This window comes from Viscerimonas tarda (assembly GCF_054601255.1).
Window position 1 is genome coordinate 64,189 of the sequence record NZ_BAAHWV010000002.1, and the last position, 14,633, is coordinate 78,821.

Genomic DNA, 14,633 nt, shown 5'->3' on the forward strand with positions numbered 1-14,633 from the left:
ATCATGAGAAAAAAACTTGTATTTATTCTTGTATCCATTTATTCCCTTAGTATGAGCGCCCGGCAAACCGAAACGCTTTATTTATCCGGCACGGGGAGCGATAATACTGTTTTGTGGGATTTTTATTGCACGGCTGGCAATAAAAGCGGAAAATGGACAAAGATACCTGTCCCGTCCAACTGGGAATTTCAGGGATTCGGGCAATTCGCTTATGGCCATGATAAAGAACGGCTGAACGAAAGCGGCTTGTATCGCTACAAATTTAGGGCGCCCGCCAATTGGAAAGATAAGCAGGTGAATATTGTTTTCGAGGGTTCGATGACAGATACCGAAGTGAAAATCAATGGGAAAAGCGCCGGTGAAATGCATCAGGGGGCTTTCTATTGCTTCCGCTACGACATCAGCGAACTGTTGAACTTCGGAAAAGACAATCTGTTGGAAGTAAGCGTTCATAAATCCTCGTCCAATAAATCCATCGAAAATGCCGAACGGAACGCCGATTTTTGGGTTTTTGGAGGCATTTTCCGTCCTGTATGGCTGGAGGCATTGCCACAAACACACATCGAAAGGCTAGCCATAGATGCGCAATGCACGGGAGCGTTTCGGATGGATGTTTTTCTGGGAAACACGGTCGAACAGGCTGAAATATCGGCACAACTGAAAACCTTGGACGGAAAAGCTTTTGGCGATGTAATCAGGCAAACTGTAACGAACGCCGATTCCCTCCGCTTATCGGCCAACTTTCCAAATCCCAAGTTGTGGACATCGGAATTTCCCAACCGCTACATGGTGGAAGTGTCGGTCGTGAAGGATGGTAAAATATTGCACGCTGTTACGGAAAAATTCGGATTTCGCACAGCCGAATTACGTCCCGGCGATGGATTTTATGTGAATGGTGCGAAGGTAAAATTCAAGGGCGTAAACAGGCATACTCATTGGCCTACAACAGGTCGTGCATCGAATTATTCGCTCAGCCTGACCGATGTGCAACTGATTAAAGAAATGAATATGAATGCCGTGAGGATGTCGCATTATCCACCCGACAGGCATTTTCTGGAGGTCTGCGATTCTTTGGGCCTGTTCGTGATTGACGAATTAACCGGCTGGCAATCGGCTTACGATACCAATGCCGGAAAGAAACTGGTGAAGGAGCTGATACTGAGAGATGTGAATCATCCTTCGGTAGTGATGTGGGCGAACGGCAATGAGGGCGGATTCAACTTCGAATTGCTGCCCAACTATCCGCGATACGACATTCAAAAACGCCTGGTTATTCATCCATGGCTCGAAGAAGAAAATGTGAATACGCACCATTATATATCTTATGGCGTTGGCGCTCACTTCTTTTTCGAGGGGAATAAGGTTTTTTATCCGACCGAGTTTCTTCATGGGCTGTATGACGGCGGACACGGAGCCGGATTAGACGATTTTTGGCGATTAATGTACGACAATCCCTTGAGCGCCGGTGGTTTCCTGTGGGATTATGCCGACCAAGGGGTGGTGAGAAATGACAAAAATAACGAAATGGATACCGATGGCGATCATGCTGCCGATGGTATCGTAGGGCCATACAGGGAAAAAGAAGGCAGCTTTTATGCCATCAAGGAAATCTGGTCGCCGGTTTATCTGGAGGGGACAAATTTTCTGCCCTTGTCCTTCGATGGTCAGCTGAAAGTGCAAAACCGTTACCACTTCACCCAGCTGAGTCAATGCCGTTTTGAGGCTAAATGGATCAGGTTCGATTATGCGAAAGGAACAAATACAGCCCTTCCGGCAGCAGCAACGCTGGCATCTGATGTAGCCCCGGGCTTCTCGGGTATTTTGAAAATAACCAAACCCGAAGATCTGAAACTGTACGATGCCTTGTACGTTACCGCTTTCGACCCTTACGGCAAAGAAATATATACATGGAGCCGCAACATTACTCCGGCAAAAGAGTTCGCTAAACGGCTTACCCAACCGGAAGGGATAAGCAAACCGGAAGTGAGCAAAACATCCATCAGCATTGATAAAACACGCGGGATAATTACCGAGATAAAAGTGGGAGAAAAAATACTGCCCCTCGCCAATGGCCCCCGCTTTACGTCCGGCGACATGGAAATAACAGAGATTAAAGACATCACAAACGGCGGCGCTCCGGCAACACAAGTCCATTACAAGAAAAAAGGCGATACCCGCAAATCGACCCGCAATACGATTCAGATTAGCTTGTTGCCCTCGGATTGGATTGAAATTAGTTACTCGTTCGATATTGGCGGAGCATACGACCACATCGGCGTTACATTCGACTTCCCCGAGGACAAGGTGCAGCGCGTCAAATGGCTGGGGAACGGCCCTTACCGCGTTTGGAAGAACCGCATGAAAGGGGTTACATTTAATATATGGGAAAAAGCCTATAACAATACCGTTACGGGTGAATCCTGGGAATATCCCGAATTTAAAGGTTTCTATTCCAACCTTTATGCAGCCGATTTATACACCGATGAGGGAGTTATCAAGTTTGTAGCCGCAGACGAGGATTTGTTCTTGCATCTGTTTACCCCCGACAAGCCCGTAAAACGTGGCAATGACAACACCTTGGGTAAATTCCCCGATGGACAACTCTCCATCTTGAACGCCATTAGTCCCGTAGGTTCTAAATTCAGGTCGGCAGAAGGTTTTGGCCCGCAAAGTCAAAAGAATCTGTTTGCCAGTTCATCCCATGCCGAACCGTTGAGAGGAACGTTTTATATAAAGTATATCCCTAAATAAAAAAATTACAAGAACAAAGAAATATGAAATTAGAAAAATGGATTACAGCGATAGTTGTTTGTGTGTTCACGGCATCATTCGCCTATCCTGCAAGTAAATACGAAACAATCAGGGTGGATGCTCCATTCAAGATGGACGAGATAAACGTGTTTGTATATCCCAACAAAGATTTTTCGATTAGGAATTACGGCGCTGTTGAAGGCGGAACAATAAAAAATACGCAAGCCATTGCTAAGGCTATTGCGGCCTGCAACAAAGCCGGAGGCGGACGGGTAGTTATACCGGCAGGTACTTGGTTTACAGGGCCAATACACTTCCGAAGCAATGTGAATCTTCATTTGGAAGAAGGCGCCGTGCTTCGTTTCTCCGATAATCCTGAAGATTATTTACCTGCCGTAACGACATCCTGGGAAGGGATGGAATGCTACAATTATTCGCCTCTGCTATACGCTTTTGAATGCGAAAATGTGGCAATTACAGGCAAAGGTACGTTAAATCCCAATATGGGGACTTGGAAAAAATGGTTCGCCCGCCCTCAAGCTCATTTGGATGCATTGAAAGAACTTTATACGATGGCATCCACCGACATAGCCGTGGAGCAACGTCAAATGGCAAAAGGCAATAATAACCTGCGCCCACACCTGATACATTTCAACCGCTGCAATAATGTATTGCTCGACGGCTTCAAAATTAGAGAAAGCCCATTCTGGACAATACACCTTTATATGTGTAACAACGGCCTTGCGCGCAATCTGGATGTAAGAGCGCACGGACACAACAACGATGGCATAGACTTTGAGATGAGCCGTAATTTTCTGGTCGAAAATTGCACTTTTGATCAGGGAGACGATGCGGTGGTTATCAAGGCGGGGCGAAACCGTGATGCCTGGAGGCTGAATACTCCTTGCGAAAATATTGTTGTTCGCAATTGTACCATTCTTGAAGGGCATACCTTGTTGGGTATCGGCAGTGAGATTTCGGGTGGTATTCGCAATATTTATATGCACGACTGTGTTGCTCCTAATGCTGTACACCGTCTCTACTTTATAAAAACAAACCATCGCAGAGGCGGATTCATCGAAAATATCTACATGGAGAATGTGAAAACAGGCCGTACGCAACGTGTACTGGAAATAGACACGGATGTTCTTTACCAATGGAAAGACCTTGTCCCCACGTACGAAACGCGTATCACACGCATCAATGGCATATACCTGAAAAACGTTACTTGTGAATCGGCAGAAGCCATCTATGATTTGAAAGGCGATGTGAGATTGTCGGTCAGGAATGTGAAAATAGAGAATGTTAGCGTAGGAAAAGTAACCGGGTTTATAAACAGGGTACTCAACGTTCTGAATATTACGGAAGAAAACGTATCTTATCAGGAATTTGAAGCTGCAAAATAGTGGGGCTTCGACACGAAATATAAGAACGCAAATTACGCAGATTTTCGCAAATAATACGCTGTGTTTAGTCCCGCAGGGACGACACTTTATTAACCGTATGCTTCAGCCTACGGATTGACAGACAGTGCGGTAGCCTAAGCCCCGCAGGGGCGACACTTGATAGCGTGTCCAAGTGTCGTCCCTGCGGGACTAAACACATATTTCCGGCATGAGCCTTTTAAACCCGCCCCTACTTCAAAAAAATTGAAAAGGTGTTGCTCGCAATGAACAACACCTTTTCTTTTTCGTTGGCTTTGGTATCGGAATTATTTTCTGATACCCAACTCTTTAATGATGGCGCGATACCTTTCGATGTCAATATCAATAAGGTAATCGAGTAAACGGCGACGTTTACCAACCAACATTTTAAGCGATCTTTCAGTGTTATAATCTTTTTTGTTTGACTTCAAATGTTCAGTCAAATGCGAAATACGGTACGAAAACAAAGCAATCTGAGCTTCTGGTGAGCCAGTATCAGTGTTAGACTTTCCGTGTTTTGCAAAGATTTCCTGTTTCTTAGCAGCGTCTAAATACATAAACTTTTTATTTTAAAATTAAAAATTGAGGGGCAAAGGTATGTCTTATTTTTTTGATTACCAAAAGTTATGTGGTATTTAATTAGATTTTTGACATAAAATCATTACCTTTGTCCGGTTTTTCGTTTTACCCTGTGTAAAGGCTTGTTCCGGCGTTCATTAATTTATTGAATAGAACAACTTTACTAATTCAGAATAGAATGATATACAATGCTTTAGTCGAAGTAAAGCGAAGAAGCCGAATAAATAGAAACGGTTTCTGAAAAAAATTCGGGCTTATTGTTTTTCTCTCTTCTTCGGAGTCGTATGTTTGGCAAAGAGGAAAATAATTGCCATTTAAACATCATTAAAATTATAAATGAAGACATTTGAAGAATTAGGTGTTGCCACGAATATCCTTCAGGCAATACAAGAGATGGGCTATGAAAATCCGATGCCCGTACAAGAAGAAGTAATCCCTTACTTGCTGAGTGAAATCCGCGATATTATTGCATTAGCCCAAACAGGGACAGGGAAAACAGCCGCCTTCGGTTTGCCTGTTATCCAGAAAATTGACGTGAAGAAAAACGCGCCTCAAGCGCTTATCCTTGCTCCTACCCGCGAACTGTGTTTGCAAATTGCCGGCGATTTGGCCGATTACTCAAAATATGTTGATGGCCTGCGCGTGTTGCCGGTTTATGGCGGTTCGAGCATCGAAAGCCAGATAAAAGCCCTGAAAAGAGGCGTTCAGATTATTGTAGCTACTCCGGGTCGTTTGATTGACCTCATCAACCGCCGAACCGTTGATTTGGCCACCGTAAAATATGTTGTGCTCGACGAAGCCGACGAAATGCTGAACATGGGCTTTACCGACAGCATTGACGAAATATTGAAGAAAGTTCCCGATACGCGTTCGATGCTTTTGTTTTCGGCAACCATGCCCAAGGAGATTGCAAAAATCACCAAAAAATACATGGAGTCTCCCAAAGAAATTACGATTGGTCGTAAAAACGAAGGCTCCGAAAATGTGAAGCATGTGTATTATATGGTACATGCAAAAGACAAATACCTGGCCTTGAAGCGCATTGCCGATTATTATCCCAATATATATGGTATCATTTTTTGCCGCACCCGCCGCGAAACGCAGGAAATTGCCGATAAGCTGATACAGGACGGATACAATGCCGACTCGTTGCACGGCGATTTATCGCAATCGCAGCGCGATTATGTGATGCAGAAATTCCGCAGCCATGCCTTGCAGTTGCTCGTTGCAACAGACGTTGCCGCCCGTGGATTGGACGTAGATAGCCTTACACACATTATAAACTATGGCTTGCCCGACGATATAGAATCTTATACCCATCGCAGCGGACGTACAGGACGTGCCGGCAAAACAGGGGTTTCCATTGCCATTGTGCATGTGAAGGAAAAAAGCAAAGTCAGGGAAATTGAGAAAACGATAAATAAAAAGTTTGAAGAAGGCACAATTCCCGATGGTGATGTTATTTGCGAAAAACAATTGTTCAACTTCGTCGATAAACTGGAAAAAGTGAAGGTTAACGAGGAAGAAATCGCTCGCTTGTTGCCGGGAGTCTATCGCCGTTTGGAATGGCTCGAAAAGGAAGACATTGTAAAGCGCATTGTTTCGCTCGAATTAAACCGCTTGATAGAGTACTATCAGGATGCTCAGGATATTGAAACCGTTTCATCTTTCTCCTCCCGCTACGGCGACGATCGAAAATCGGCGAGAGGCGGCGACCGGGACAGAAGCGATAGAGGCGGCCGCCCCGACCGGGACAGAGGCGACAGAAGAAATTCGCCTGCACGCGTGGCCGAAAAAGGTTACTCGCGCTTGTTTATCAACATCGGACGGACAGATGGCATAAATCCGGCTACCTTGATGGGCTTTATTAACGACTTTATCGACAGCAAGGTCAGAATTGGCCGCATCGACCTGTTGCCAAACTTCTCTTTCTTCGAGGTGCCCGAAAGAGATGCCTCAAAAGTGGTTGGCGCATTAAAAAACAAGGAGTACAACGGACGTAAAATTTCCGTGGAACTGTCTCAGGCAAAAGACGAAAGACAGGGTGGTTACCCGGAGCGTAAAGGTTCTTATCCCCGAAATAACGCACCAAGAGATAATTACTCCAAAAACAGAAAACCACGCAAACGGTAAATAAAAATTTCAACTGATAATTGAGGGGCTATATAATCAAAATAGTCCCTTTTTTTAACTGTATTTTAACTAAAAAGATACCAATAGATATTATTTATCACTAATTTACACTAAAAGCGGGTGATATAAATAGTTGATTTCCAGTTTTATGCTTATATTTAAAATATATTCATCTAATAAATCTATAAAAAAAGAATTTATCTTGGATGTTTAATAAAAAAGATTATATCTTTGTGAAAGAGAAATGCTTTATATACTGTTGATAAACAGTAAACTAAGAATAAAATTAAGTGTTATGAGAACAATTAAACCAAACAGTTTTGAAGATAAGTTGGTGGACTTGCAAAACAACATGTTGAATTTTGCTCTTACCCTCACAACAAACAGAGAAGAAGCGAAGGATCTGTTACAGGAAACCACGCTGCGCGCGCTGGATAACAAGGAGAAATATTACGAAAACGTAAATTTCAAAGGCTGGGTGTTCACCATTATGCACAACATATTTGTGAACAACTACAGGCGGATTGTGCGCATTCAAACAATGGTAGATCAAACAGAAAATCTCTATCACCTTAATTTGCCTCAGGATTCGGGCTTCGATACACCGGAAGGCGCCTATACCGTTGCCGAGATAAATAAAGCCATAAACAGCTTTAGCGACGAGTACAAAACGCCGTTTTCGATGCACGTAGCAGGCTTCAAGTACGAAGAAATAGCGCAAAAACTCGAGCTACCCATAGGAACAGTAAAAAGCCGGATTTTCTTTGCCAGAAAAAGATTGCAGGAAATGCTGAACGATTACAAGTATCAGGACAGAGGATAAATACACATATATATAATATGGAAAAACCGCATTTGAATGATTTTCAGATGCGGTTTTTTTGGTGTTTTTCCGTTTTTATGAACGTATTGAAATAGGCTGCTTCGAATAAAATTAGTAGCTAGTCGTGTTTTATTTTGCAACAACTAATGAATATCAACAAAATTCAGTAATTTAGTAACCTGTATTCAAACAAATTTGGAATGGAAGAATTAAAACAAAAAATAAGCTTGTTGGCTGAAGTTTATTCTGCAAATCTCAAAGAGAAGATTGATGCACGGAAAGAAGAAATGAAGGCTGACGATAATTCTCATTATCTAATCTATAGGGTATTCGGAATTACAACCCACGAAGGAATGCTTATTGATGAGTACCAAAATACAGGACGATTTCTTTATAAATATGCCGGTTCATTTTTGGAAGAAGCTGCAACGCTGTGTCTTAATTACAAATTTCCGGAGGGAGTTAAGACTAAGATTGAAAATACAAATGGACAAAAGCCCAAAACGTTTGAAATTGATTTTCTTAATGACCATGATGCACTAGAGGTTAAGTGGAGAGATGCAACAACCGATGGCGATCATATTACAAAAGAACACACCAGGGTTCAAGTGATTCGGGCACAGGGATATAAACCCATTCGGGTTATGTTCTATTATCCTCAAAGAGCACAAGCTATTCGGATTCAAGAAACATTAAAGACACTTTATGCAGGTGCAGGTGGAGAATATTATGGCGGAGATGAAACTTGGGAATATTTACATAGATACACAGGAATTGACTTAAAAGCGATTTTAACGGATATTGCAAACGAAAGGACACCTAAGGATGGAAATTAATAAAATTATTCATGGCGATTGCGTTGAAAAACTTAAAGAAATAGAAAGTGATAGGGTTGATTTAATTTATTTTGATCCGCCATTTTTTACTCAACGCAAGCATACTTTAAATAATAAAGACAATTCTAAGACCTACGAATTTGATGATAAGTATAGCTCTTTGGAAGACTACCTATCACTCATCGAAAATGTTCTCGAACAGAGTAAAAGGGTATTAAAGGATACCGGAAGCGTCTTTTTACATTGCGACAAAACGGCTTCTCACCATATTAGAATAGTTTTAGACAGCGTATTTGGAAAAGAAAATTTTCAGAGTGAGATAATTTGGTATTATAAACGCTGGTCTAATTCAAAGAAAGGTCTTTTAAACGCTCATCAGGTTATTCTATTTTACTCAAAAACAGCAGATTTTAGGTTTAACAAGCTTTATACAGATTATTCCGTAACGACAAATATTGACCAAATATTACAGGATAGGGAACGCGATGAGAATGGTAAATCGGTTTATAAAAGAGATGAAAATGGCAATATAATATGGGGGAAAGAGAAAAAAGGAGTACCCCTCTCCGATGTATGGGAAATTCCCTATTTGAATCCAAAAGCCAGAGAACGTATTGGCTATCCGACACAAAAGCCCGTTTTATTAATAAATCAAATCATAAACATTGCGACAAATGAAGGGGACTTGGTGTTAGACCCTTTTTGTGGAAGTGGAACTACATGTGTATCGGCCAACTATTTAAAGCGGAATTACATTGGTATCGACATTTCTAAAGATGCAGTGGAACTGGCCGAAATTCGACTTAAAGAGATGATTGTGTCGGAATCTAATTTGTTAAATAAAGGGATAGGCGAGTATATTGAAAAATCGGAGAAGGAACTTGCAATACTTCAAAATATGAATGCTTTTCCCGTTCAACGAAATGCCGGTATTGATGGCTTTTTGAAAGAGCATTGTGATGGAATGCCTGTTCCTGTAAAAATTCAAGGCAAATACGAAAGCCTTGAAGATGCCATTGAGAAACTGGAAAAAGCTTCTATTAATAAAGATTATGCGATGAAGATAGTCGTTCAAACAAAAGAAACGAATGTTAGCCGTCTTTTCTACTTACAAACAAATGTTGTAATAATAAAATCGCTTGAATTACAGGTTAAAAACCTTCATAAAAGATTTTTAGCAACTTCTTAACAAGCCCTCATTACCCATTTTTATAAAACACAACCGGTGCGAATCTGCAATTCGCACCGGTTTGTGTTTTTACTATTTCAATCTCCCCTCCCTACAAATTCAAAGTCTTGTCTTTCGGATATTTCACGCTGTAGGCGGTTTTGAATGTGCGGGTTTCGCCCGGTTTCAGTTCAAATTCCCACACCAGCACACCTACTTCTTCGTTTCGGTGGGTTGTTGCCGTTGTTTCTTTCAGTATCTCAACTTCTATTTCTTTCTGCGTCGAAAGCGGATACTGGTCTTTCAGAATCATCTTTATCGCTTGATTCTGGTTGTTTTTTACGGTCAACTGATAAACGAACTCCTGCTTGGTATCGTTCCCCAGGAATTTCTTGCTGCTGAAGTCCTGCAGTTTCTCGCGTTTCACCGTTACCCGCTTGTCTGTTCCCAAGGTAAGGGCTAATTTTTCGAGCGTAGAATTTACATCTATCAATGTCTTGCCTACATAAGTCCCGTCGTAGGTTATATTGGCATTTCCGGTCAGCAAGCCCAGTTGCTCCCAATTGCTTATTTCGGCCACCAGGAAAGTTTCTCCGTCAAGCTTTGGAGCCGAGTAATAGCTAAATTTGGCAGGCACATCCAATGTTTGCAAGTCAATGCTTTGCTCTTTTCCGTTTCCTTCGATGGTATAGGGCAATGCGATGCTGTACGTCTTATTTAGTTGGTTCTCTTCTTGGGAAACAAAGTCCCCCATACTGTTTTTCAGTGTGATGAGGATAACCCCGTTTGTTGCTCGGGAGCCATACAATGATGTGGCATCCGCACCATTCACCACTTCCACGTTCTTTATCATATTCGGGTCAATATTTTCCCGCTCTTCTTGCGTAACGACTTTTCCATCAACAATAATCAATGGCTGACCGCTTTCGGCTGCTGAGGCAGCTTCACGAACCATCATCTTCGGGCTAACAACTACCTCGGCCAAAGCATTCGCATCATACGACATCTTATTTTGAGCAACAAGAGCGTTGCCCATCTTTCTGTTGTAAAGATAGTTTTCCTGAAAGGCCAAAAACCAGGCATTGAATAAAGGCGCTATTTTCCCTTTACTCGGCGCCGAAGTTGAGAGCGTGAGTTTCACTTTGTCCCAGTCCATTCCGGTTGTTTGTTTCACTTTGGCTTTGGAGGCTATTTTGATTGGGTTACCTATCCCCATCACATTTATGTCGTAATAGGGCGTCCATCCCGAAGCTGTCGTATAGTAGCTTATTGTGAAGTCGGACGAAACATTCGTTGGCGAAGTCAAGCTCAACTTTAATACCCCCGATGTTTTGATATTTTTCACCGATTCCTGATTCAGTTGATCTTGCAACACATAGATGCGTTCTTCGGATTTTTCCTGTATTTCTTCCAACGACCGCTTTTCGTTTTGCAACTCAATGGATTTCGATTGGTAATAATCCATCATTTTCACCAGTTCTGCAACACTTAATCCGGTTTGGGCGCCGGCAATACTCTTATTGGCTTGCAAAAGTCCCAACAGGTCTTCGTTCGTTTTCAGTTTTACTTCCGCAGTCTTAATTTGCTTTTGGTATATGCTTATCGAATCCCGAAGTTTCTTCTCGGTTGCCGAACCCGCTTGAGGATTCAGGTGGTCAATAGAATACTCGTATGAAGTGATGATAGCTCCACCAGTCGCATTTATTTTCAGGCTGTTCCGGTCGATATTGGGGCTCAGGCCCTCTATCTGTATCTCGTTTTCGCCTTTGAGCAAAGCCGACGATGCTTTATGAGTCAACTCGGCTCCCTGAAAAAAGACGGTTGCTGTTTGCAAAGACGACTTTACCGTCTTTTTTTCCGAAAATACATTCAACGAAATCAGCAGACTTGCCGATACGGTTAAAAGAACGATTTTTAATTTCATAATAGTAATTTATTAAATAAACGTATTTCAAGTGTTTAATGTTCAAAGTTTCAGGTTCAAGGTTCAAAGTTCAAAGTCTCAAACCTTGAACCTGAAACTTTGAACTTTTAATTAACGACTTCAAAGGCTCCGTTCAACCGTATATCTTCGGACGAGCTGCCCACCATCACCGAGAATGTGCCCGGTTCAACAACAAACTGATTGTTTTTGTTCCACAAGCCCAGTTCCTGAGGAGTAAGTACAAATTCTACGGTTTTTTCTTCTCCCGGCAACAGGTGAACCCGCTCAAACCCACGAAGAACTTTCACGTAGGTGGTAACCGAACTAATATCGTCGTGCAGGTAGAGTTGAACAACTTCATCTCCGGCAATTTTTCCCGTATTCTTCACTTTGCAGCTAAGATTAACCGAGCCTTGTACCCCTATTTCAGGATTCTCTATTTTCAGGTTGCTGTAAGCAAAAGTGGTGTAGCTCAGGCCGTAACCAAAAGGATACAGCACCCCGTTAACACGAACATGCCCCTTGGAGTCCGAGCCCGGTTTGAATGGGAACGCAAAAGGTATTTGCCCTACCGATTTGGGGAAAGTTACAGCCAGTTTTCCACCCGGATTGTTATCGCCGAACAGCGTTTGAGCTACCGCCTTGCCCATAAATTCGCCAGGGAACCAGCCGTGTACGATGGCTTTAATGTATTTATTCGCCCAGTTGATGGTTGAGGCGCGACCGTCAATCAAGACCAGCACAACCGGTTTGCCTGTTTCATAAACGGCCTCCAGCAGTTTTTGCTGTCTTCCGGGCAAATCGAGGTTTGTACGCGAATATTCTTCACGCACCGTCAATTCATTTCCGCCTAAGACTAAAATTGCTACGTCCGATGTTTTTGCCAGCGCCACCGCTTCGTCTATCGACTGTTTTTCTTCGTTATCCAGGGCTACATCATACAGTTCGCTCTCGGGGAAGTACTTGTCTATTATATCACAGCCCTTGGCATATTGCACATCGGCAGTCGGCAAATAGGCTTTAATTCCGCTGTAAACAGTTTGTATGGGGGCATTGGCCGGTCCGTAGCGGCAAATAAGGTTCTTTACTTCATCGGCATTAGGACCTATAACAGCCACTTTTTTCAGGCCCTTGGATAGCGGAAGCAGATTGCCCTCGTTTTTAAGCAGTACCAGCGACTCCAAAGCAGCCTTCAACGATAAATCCTGATGCGATTTACTATGCACAATATTGTTTACTGCCTTCAGGTCTCCTTTATACGGATTATCGAAAAGTCCCAGTCCGAACTTTATTCTCAGCACATCCGAAACCCGTTCGTCAATTGTTTTCTGCGCTATTTTCCCTTCTTCAATGGCTTTGCGGAGGGGCAAGATAAAATTGTGAGGCAGCGAAAAATTAGTCCGCACGTTCAGTCCGGCATTAATTACCTGAGCCGCCACATCCTCATCGCTCGAAGCAACCCGGTGTTTCGACTTCAAAAATTCAACTGCCTCGCTATCGGATACAACATAACCTTTAAAACCAAACTGACGGCGCAATATCTCGGTCAGGAAGTAATAACTGCCGGTAATGGGTTCCCCGTCATAATCGTTGTAAGAACTCATCACACCCAAAGCGCCTGCCTCCTGAAAAGCTTTTCGGAAGGGCTCCATGTATAATGTGCGCATCTCGCGGGGCGCAACATGCGGATCGGTTCGCGTTCCGGCATCGCGTCCACCCACGGGAATGCTATATACGGCAAAATGCTTTGGCGTCGAAATTAAGCCGTTTTCCTGCAATCCGGTAATCATTTGTTTTCCTAATTCTCCCGCCAGATAAGGGTCTTCGCCGTAAGATTCAACCACCCGGCCCCAGCGAGGGTCCTGGGCAATATCGAGTATGGGAGAATAGATATTGGTGTAGCCCAAAGCGTTTGCTTCGGCAGCCGTAACAGTTGCTATTTGGCGGATAAGTCCTTTGTCCCAGGTTGCCCCTTGTCCGCACTGTGCCGGAAACATGGTCGCCCGGTCGTGGCACAACCCGCGAATACCTTCATTGGTGTAATCGACCGGAATGCCCAGGCGTGTAGATTCTACAAACCAGCGTTGGATAGCTTGCCGGTTTTCAATACTGTTTGTGTAAGGGAACGACAATTCCGACTTAAAATTACCCAATCCGTTGGCTTGTTCGTCGATATTGGCGATTCCGTCTTTCCATATTTCATTTTTCCATTCAGGCGTAGGAAGCGCATCGGTCAACACCCTCCCCGAACCGTAAAGGGTTGCCATCTGGCAGGTTTTTTCATCCATCGACATTTGCGACAGAAGGTCTTGAACACGTGTTTCCAATGGAGCGGCAGGGTCTTCGTAAACGTCTTTTACGCCGTTTTTATTAAAGTCAATCCATCCTTTTTTATAGATTGAATTTTTATTTTGCGACACTACCGGCTGAATGCTTCCCCAGGAAACAAGCAAGCAGAGAATAAAACTGGCTTTCGATTTCAACATCATGTTATCAGAATAGTTAGTTAGTTTATTTTTTTGTCCAAAGGTAGTTTTTCAATCTTAATAGGCGTATTAAATTTATATTAATTGGGAATTAAAAGTTGGGAATAAACCGATTTTAATTGTTTTTTAAGGAACATACCGAAAATGAGGAGGGGAATATCCGAACACAGAAAAAACGCAAATTACGCGGATTATGCGAATTATCGCAAATAATTTTATGAATTGATATATAAATTGCCATAATTTGCATTTAGTCCCGCAGGGGACGGTACTTTATTAACCGTATGCTTTAGCTTACGGATAGACAATCGCCTCCTGCAAGCAAGTCCCGCAGGGACGACACTTGGACACGCTATCAAGTGTCGCCCCATGCGGGGCTTAGGCTACTGTGTTGTCTGTCAATCCGTAAGCTAAAGCATACGGTTAATAAAGTGACGTCCCCTGCGGGACTAAACACAGAGTTTTACTGGTGAGCCTGTTTTTTCACAACCTGATACAAACAAAAAGGA

The 14,633-nt window shown here is 42.9% G+C and carries 9 protein-coding genes; 6 read left to right on the top strand and 3 right to left on the bottom strand.

Going from position 1 to position 14,633, the window contains the following annotated elements:
• Window positions 1-3: 3 nt before the first annotated feature.
• Complete coding sequence (locus ACYPWY_RS01105) at window positions 4-2,751, top strand: glycoside hydrolase family 2 protein (RefSeq protein ID WP_459683474.1); 2,748 nt, start codon at window positions 4-6, stop codon at window positions 2,749-2,751.
• A gap of 23 nt (window positions 2,752-2,774) precedes the next feature.
• Entirely contained in the window at window positions 2,775-4,157 is a 1,383-nt protein-coding gene (locus ACYPWY_RS01110; protein WP_459683476.1) for an alpha-d-galacturonidase, read from the top strand.
• A gap of 305 nt (window positions 4,158-4,462) precedes the next feature.
• On the opposite strand, the gene rpsO is transcribed toward ACYPWY_RS01110, so the two are convergent.
• Complete coding sequence (gene rpsO, locus ACYPWY_RS01115; RefSeq protein WP_459683478.1) at window positions 4,463-4,732, bottom strand: 30S ribosomal protein S15; 270 nt, start codon at window positions 4,730-4,732, stop codon at window positions 4,463-4,465.
• Window positions 4,733-5,090: 358 nt separating this feature from the next.
• Here rpsO and ACYPWY_RS01120 point away from each other — a divergent pair, with 358 nt between their 5' ends.
• The 4 genes from ACYPWY_RS01120 to ACYPWY_RS01135 all read left to right on the top strand — a co-directional run bounded on the left by ACYPWY_RS01120 (window position 5,091) and on the right by ACYPWY_RS01135 (window position 9,735).
• Entirely contained in the window at window positions 5,091-6,887 is a 1,797-nt protein-coding gene (locus ACYPWY_RS01120; RefSeq protein WP_459683479.1) for a DEAD/DEAH box helicase, read from the top strand.
• Window positions 6,888-7,191: 304 nt separating this feature from the next.
• Window positions 7,192-7,710, top strand: coding sequence for an RNA polymerase sigma factor (locus ACYPWY_RS01125; RefSeq protein WP_459683613.1), 519 nt, complete (start codon window positions 7,192-7,194; stop codon window positions 7,708-7,710).
• A 200-nt stretch (window positions 7,711-7,910) separates the two neighbouring features.
• Window positions 7,911-8,546 carry an ApaLI family restriction endonuclease gene (locus tag ACYPWY_RS01130; protein ID WP_459683481.1) on the top strand — a complete coding sequence of 212 codons (636 nt, stop codon included), beginning with the start codon at window positions 7,911-7,913 and terminating at the stop codon, window positions 8,544-8,546.
• Window positions 8,536-9,735, top strand: coding sequence for a DNA methyltransferase (locus ACYPWY_RS01135; protein WP_459683483.1), 1,200 nt, complete (start codon window positions 8,536-8,538; stop codon window positions 9,733-9,735). The genes ACYPWY_RS01130 and ACYPWY_RS01135 overlap by 11 nt, the downstream gene beginning before the upstream one ends.
• A gap of 91 nt (window positions 9,736-9,826) precedes the next feature.
• Here the strand turns inward: ACYPWY_RS01135 and ACYPWY_RS01140 are convergent, their stop codons facing one another.
• Window positions 9,827-11,638, bottom strand: a complete 1,812-nt coding sequence (locus ACYPWY_RS01140) for a DUF4139 domain-containing protein (protein WP_459683484.1) — start codon at window positions 11,636-11,638, stop codon at window positions 9,827-9,829.
• 107 nt (window positions 11,639-11,745) lie between these two features.
• On the bottom strand, window positions 11,746-14,124 hold the full coding sequence (locus ACYPWY_RS01145; protein ID WP_459683614.1) for a glycoside hydrolase family 3 N-terminal domain-containing protein: 2,379 nt from the start codon (window positions 14,122-14,124) through the stop codon (window positions 11,746-11,748).
• Window positions 14,125-14,633: the final 509 nt, after the last annotated feature.

What these genes read in the sequence shown, in the direction of transcription:
- ACYPWY_RS01105 (WP_459683474.1), top strand. Translation starts at nt 4, where the DNA reads ATGAGAAAAAAACTTGTATTTATTCTTGTATCCATTTATTCCCTTAGT.
- ACYPWY_RS01110 (WP_459683476.1), top strand. Translation starts at nt 2,775, where the DNA reads ATGAAATTAGAAAAATGGATTACAGCGATAGTTGTTTGTGTGTTCACG.
- rpsO (WP_459683478.1), bottom strand. Translation starts at nt 4,732, where the DNA reads ATGTATTTAGACGCTGCTAAGAAACAGGAAATCTTTGCAAAACACGGA.
- ACYPWY_RS01120 (WP_459683479.1), top strand. Translation starts at nt 5,091, where the DNA reads ATGAAGACATTTGAAGAATTAGGTGTTGCCACGAATATCCTTCAGGCA.
- ACYPWY_RS01130 (WP_459683481.1), top strand. Translation starts at nt 7,911, where the DNA reads ATGGAAGAATTAAAACAAAAAATAAGCTTGTTGGCTGAAGTTTATTCT.
- ACYPWY_RS01135 (WP_459683483.1), top strand. Translation starts at nt 8,536, where the DNA reads ATGGAAATTAATAAAATTATTCATGGCGATTGCGTTGAAAAACTTAAA.
- ACYPWY_RS01140 (WP_459683484.1), bottom strand. Translation starts at nt 11,638, where the DNA reads ATGAAATTAAAAATCGTTCTTTTAACCGTATCGGCAAGTCTGCTGATT.
- ACYPWY_RS01145 (WP_459683614.1), bottom strand. Translation starts at nt 14,124, where the DNA reads ATGTTGAAATCGAAAGCCAGTTTTATTCTCTGCTTGCTTGTTTCCTGG.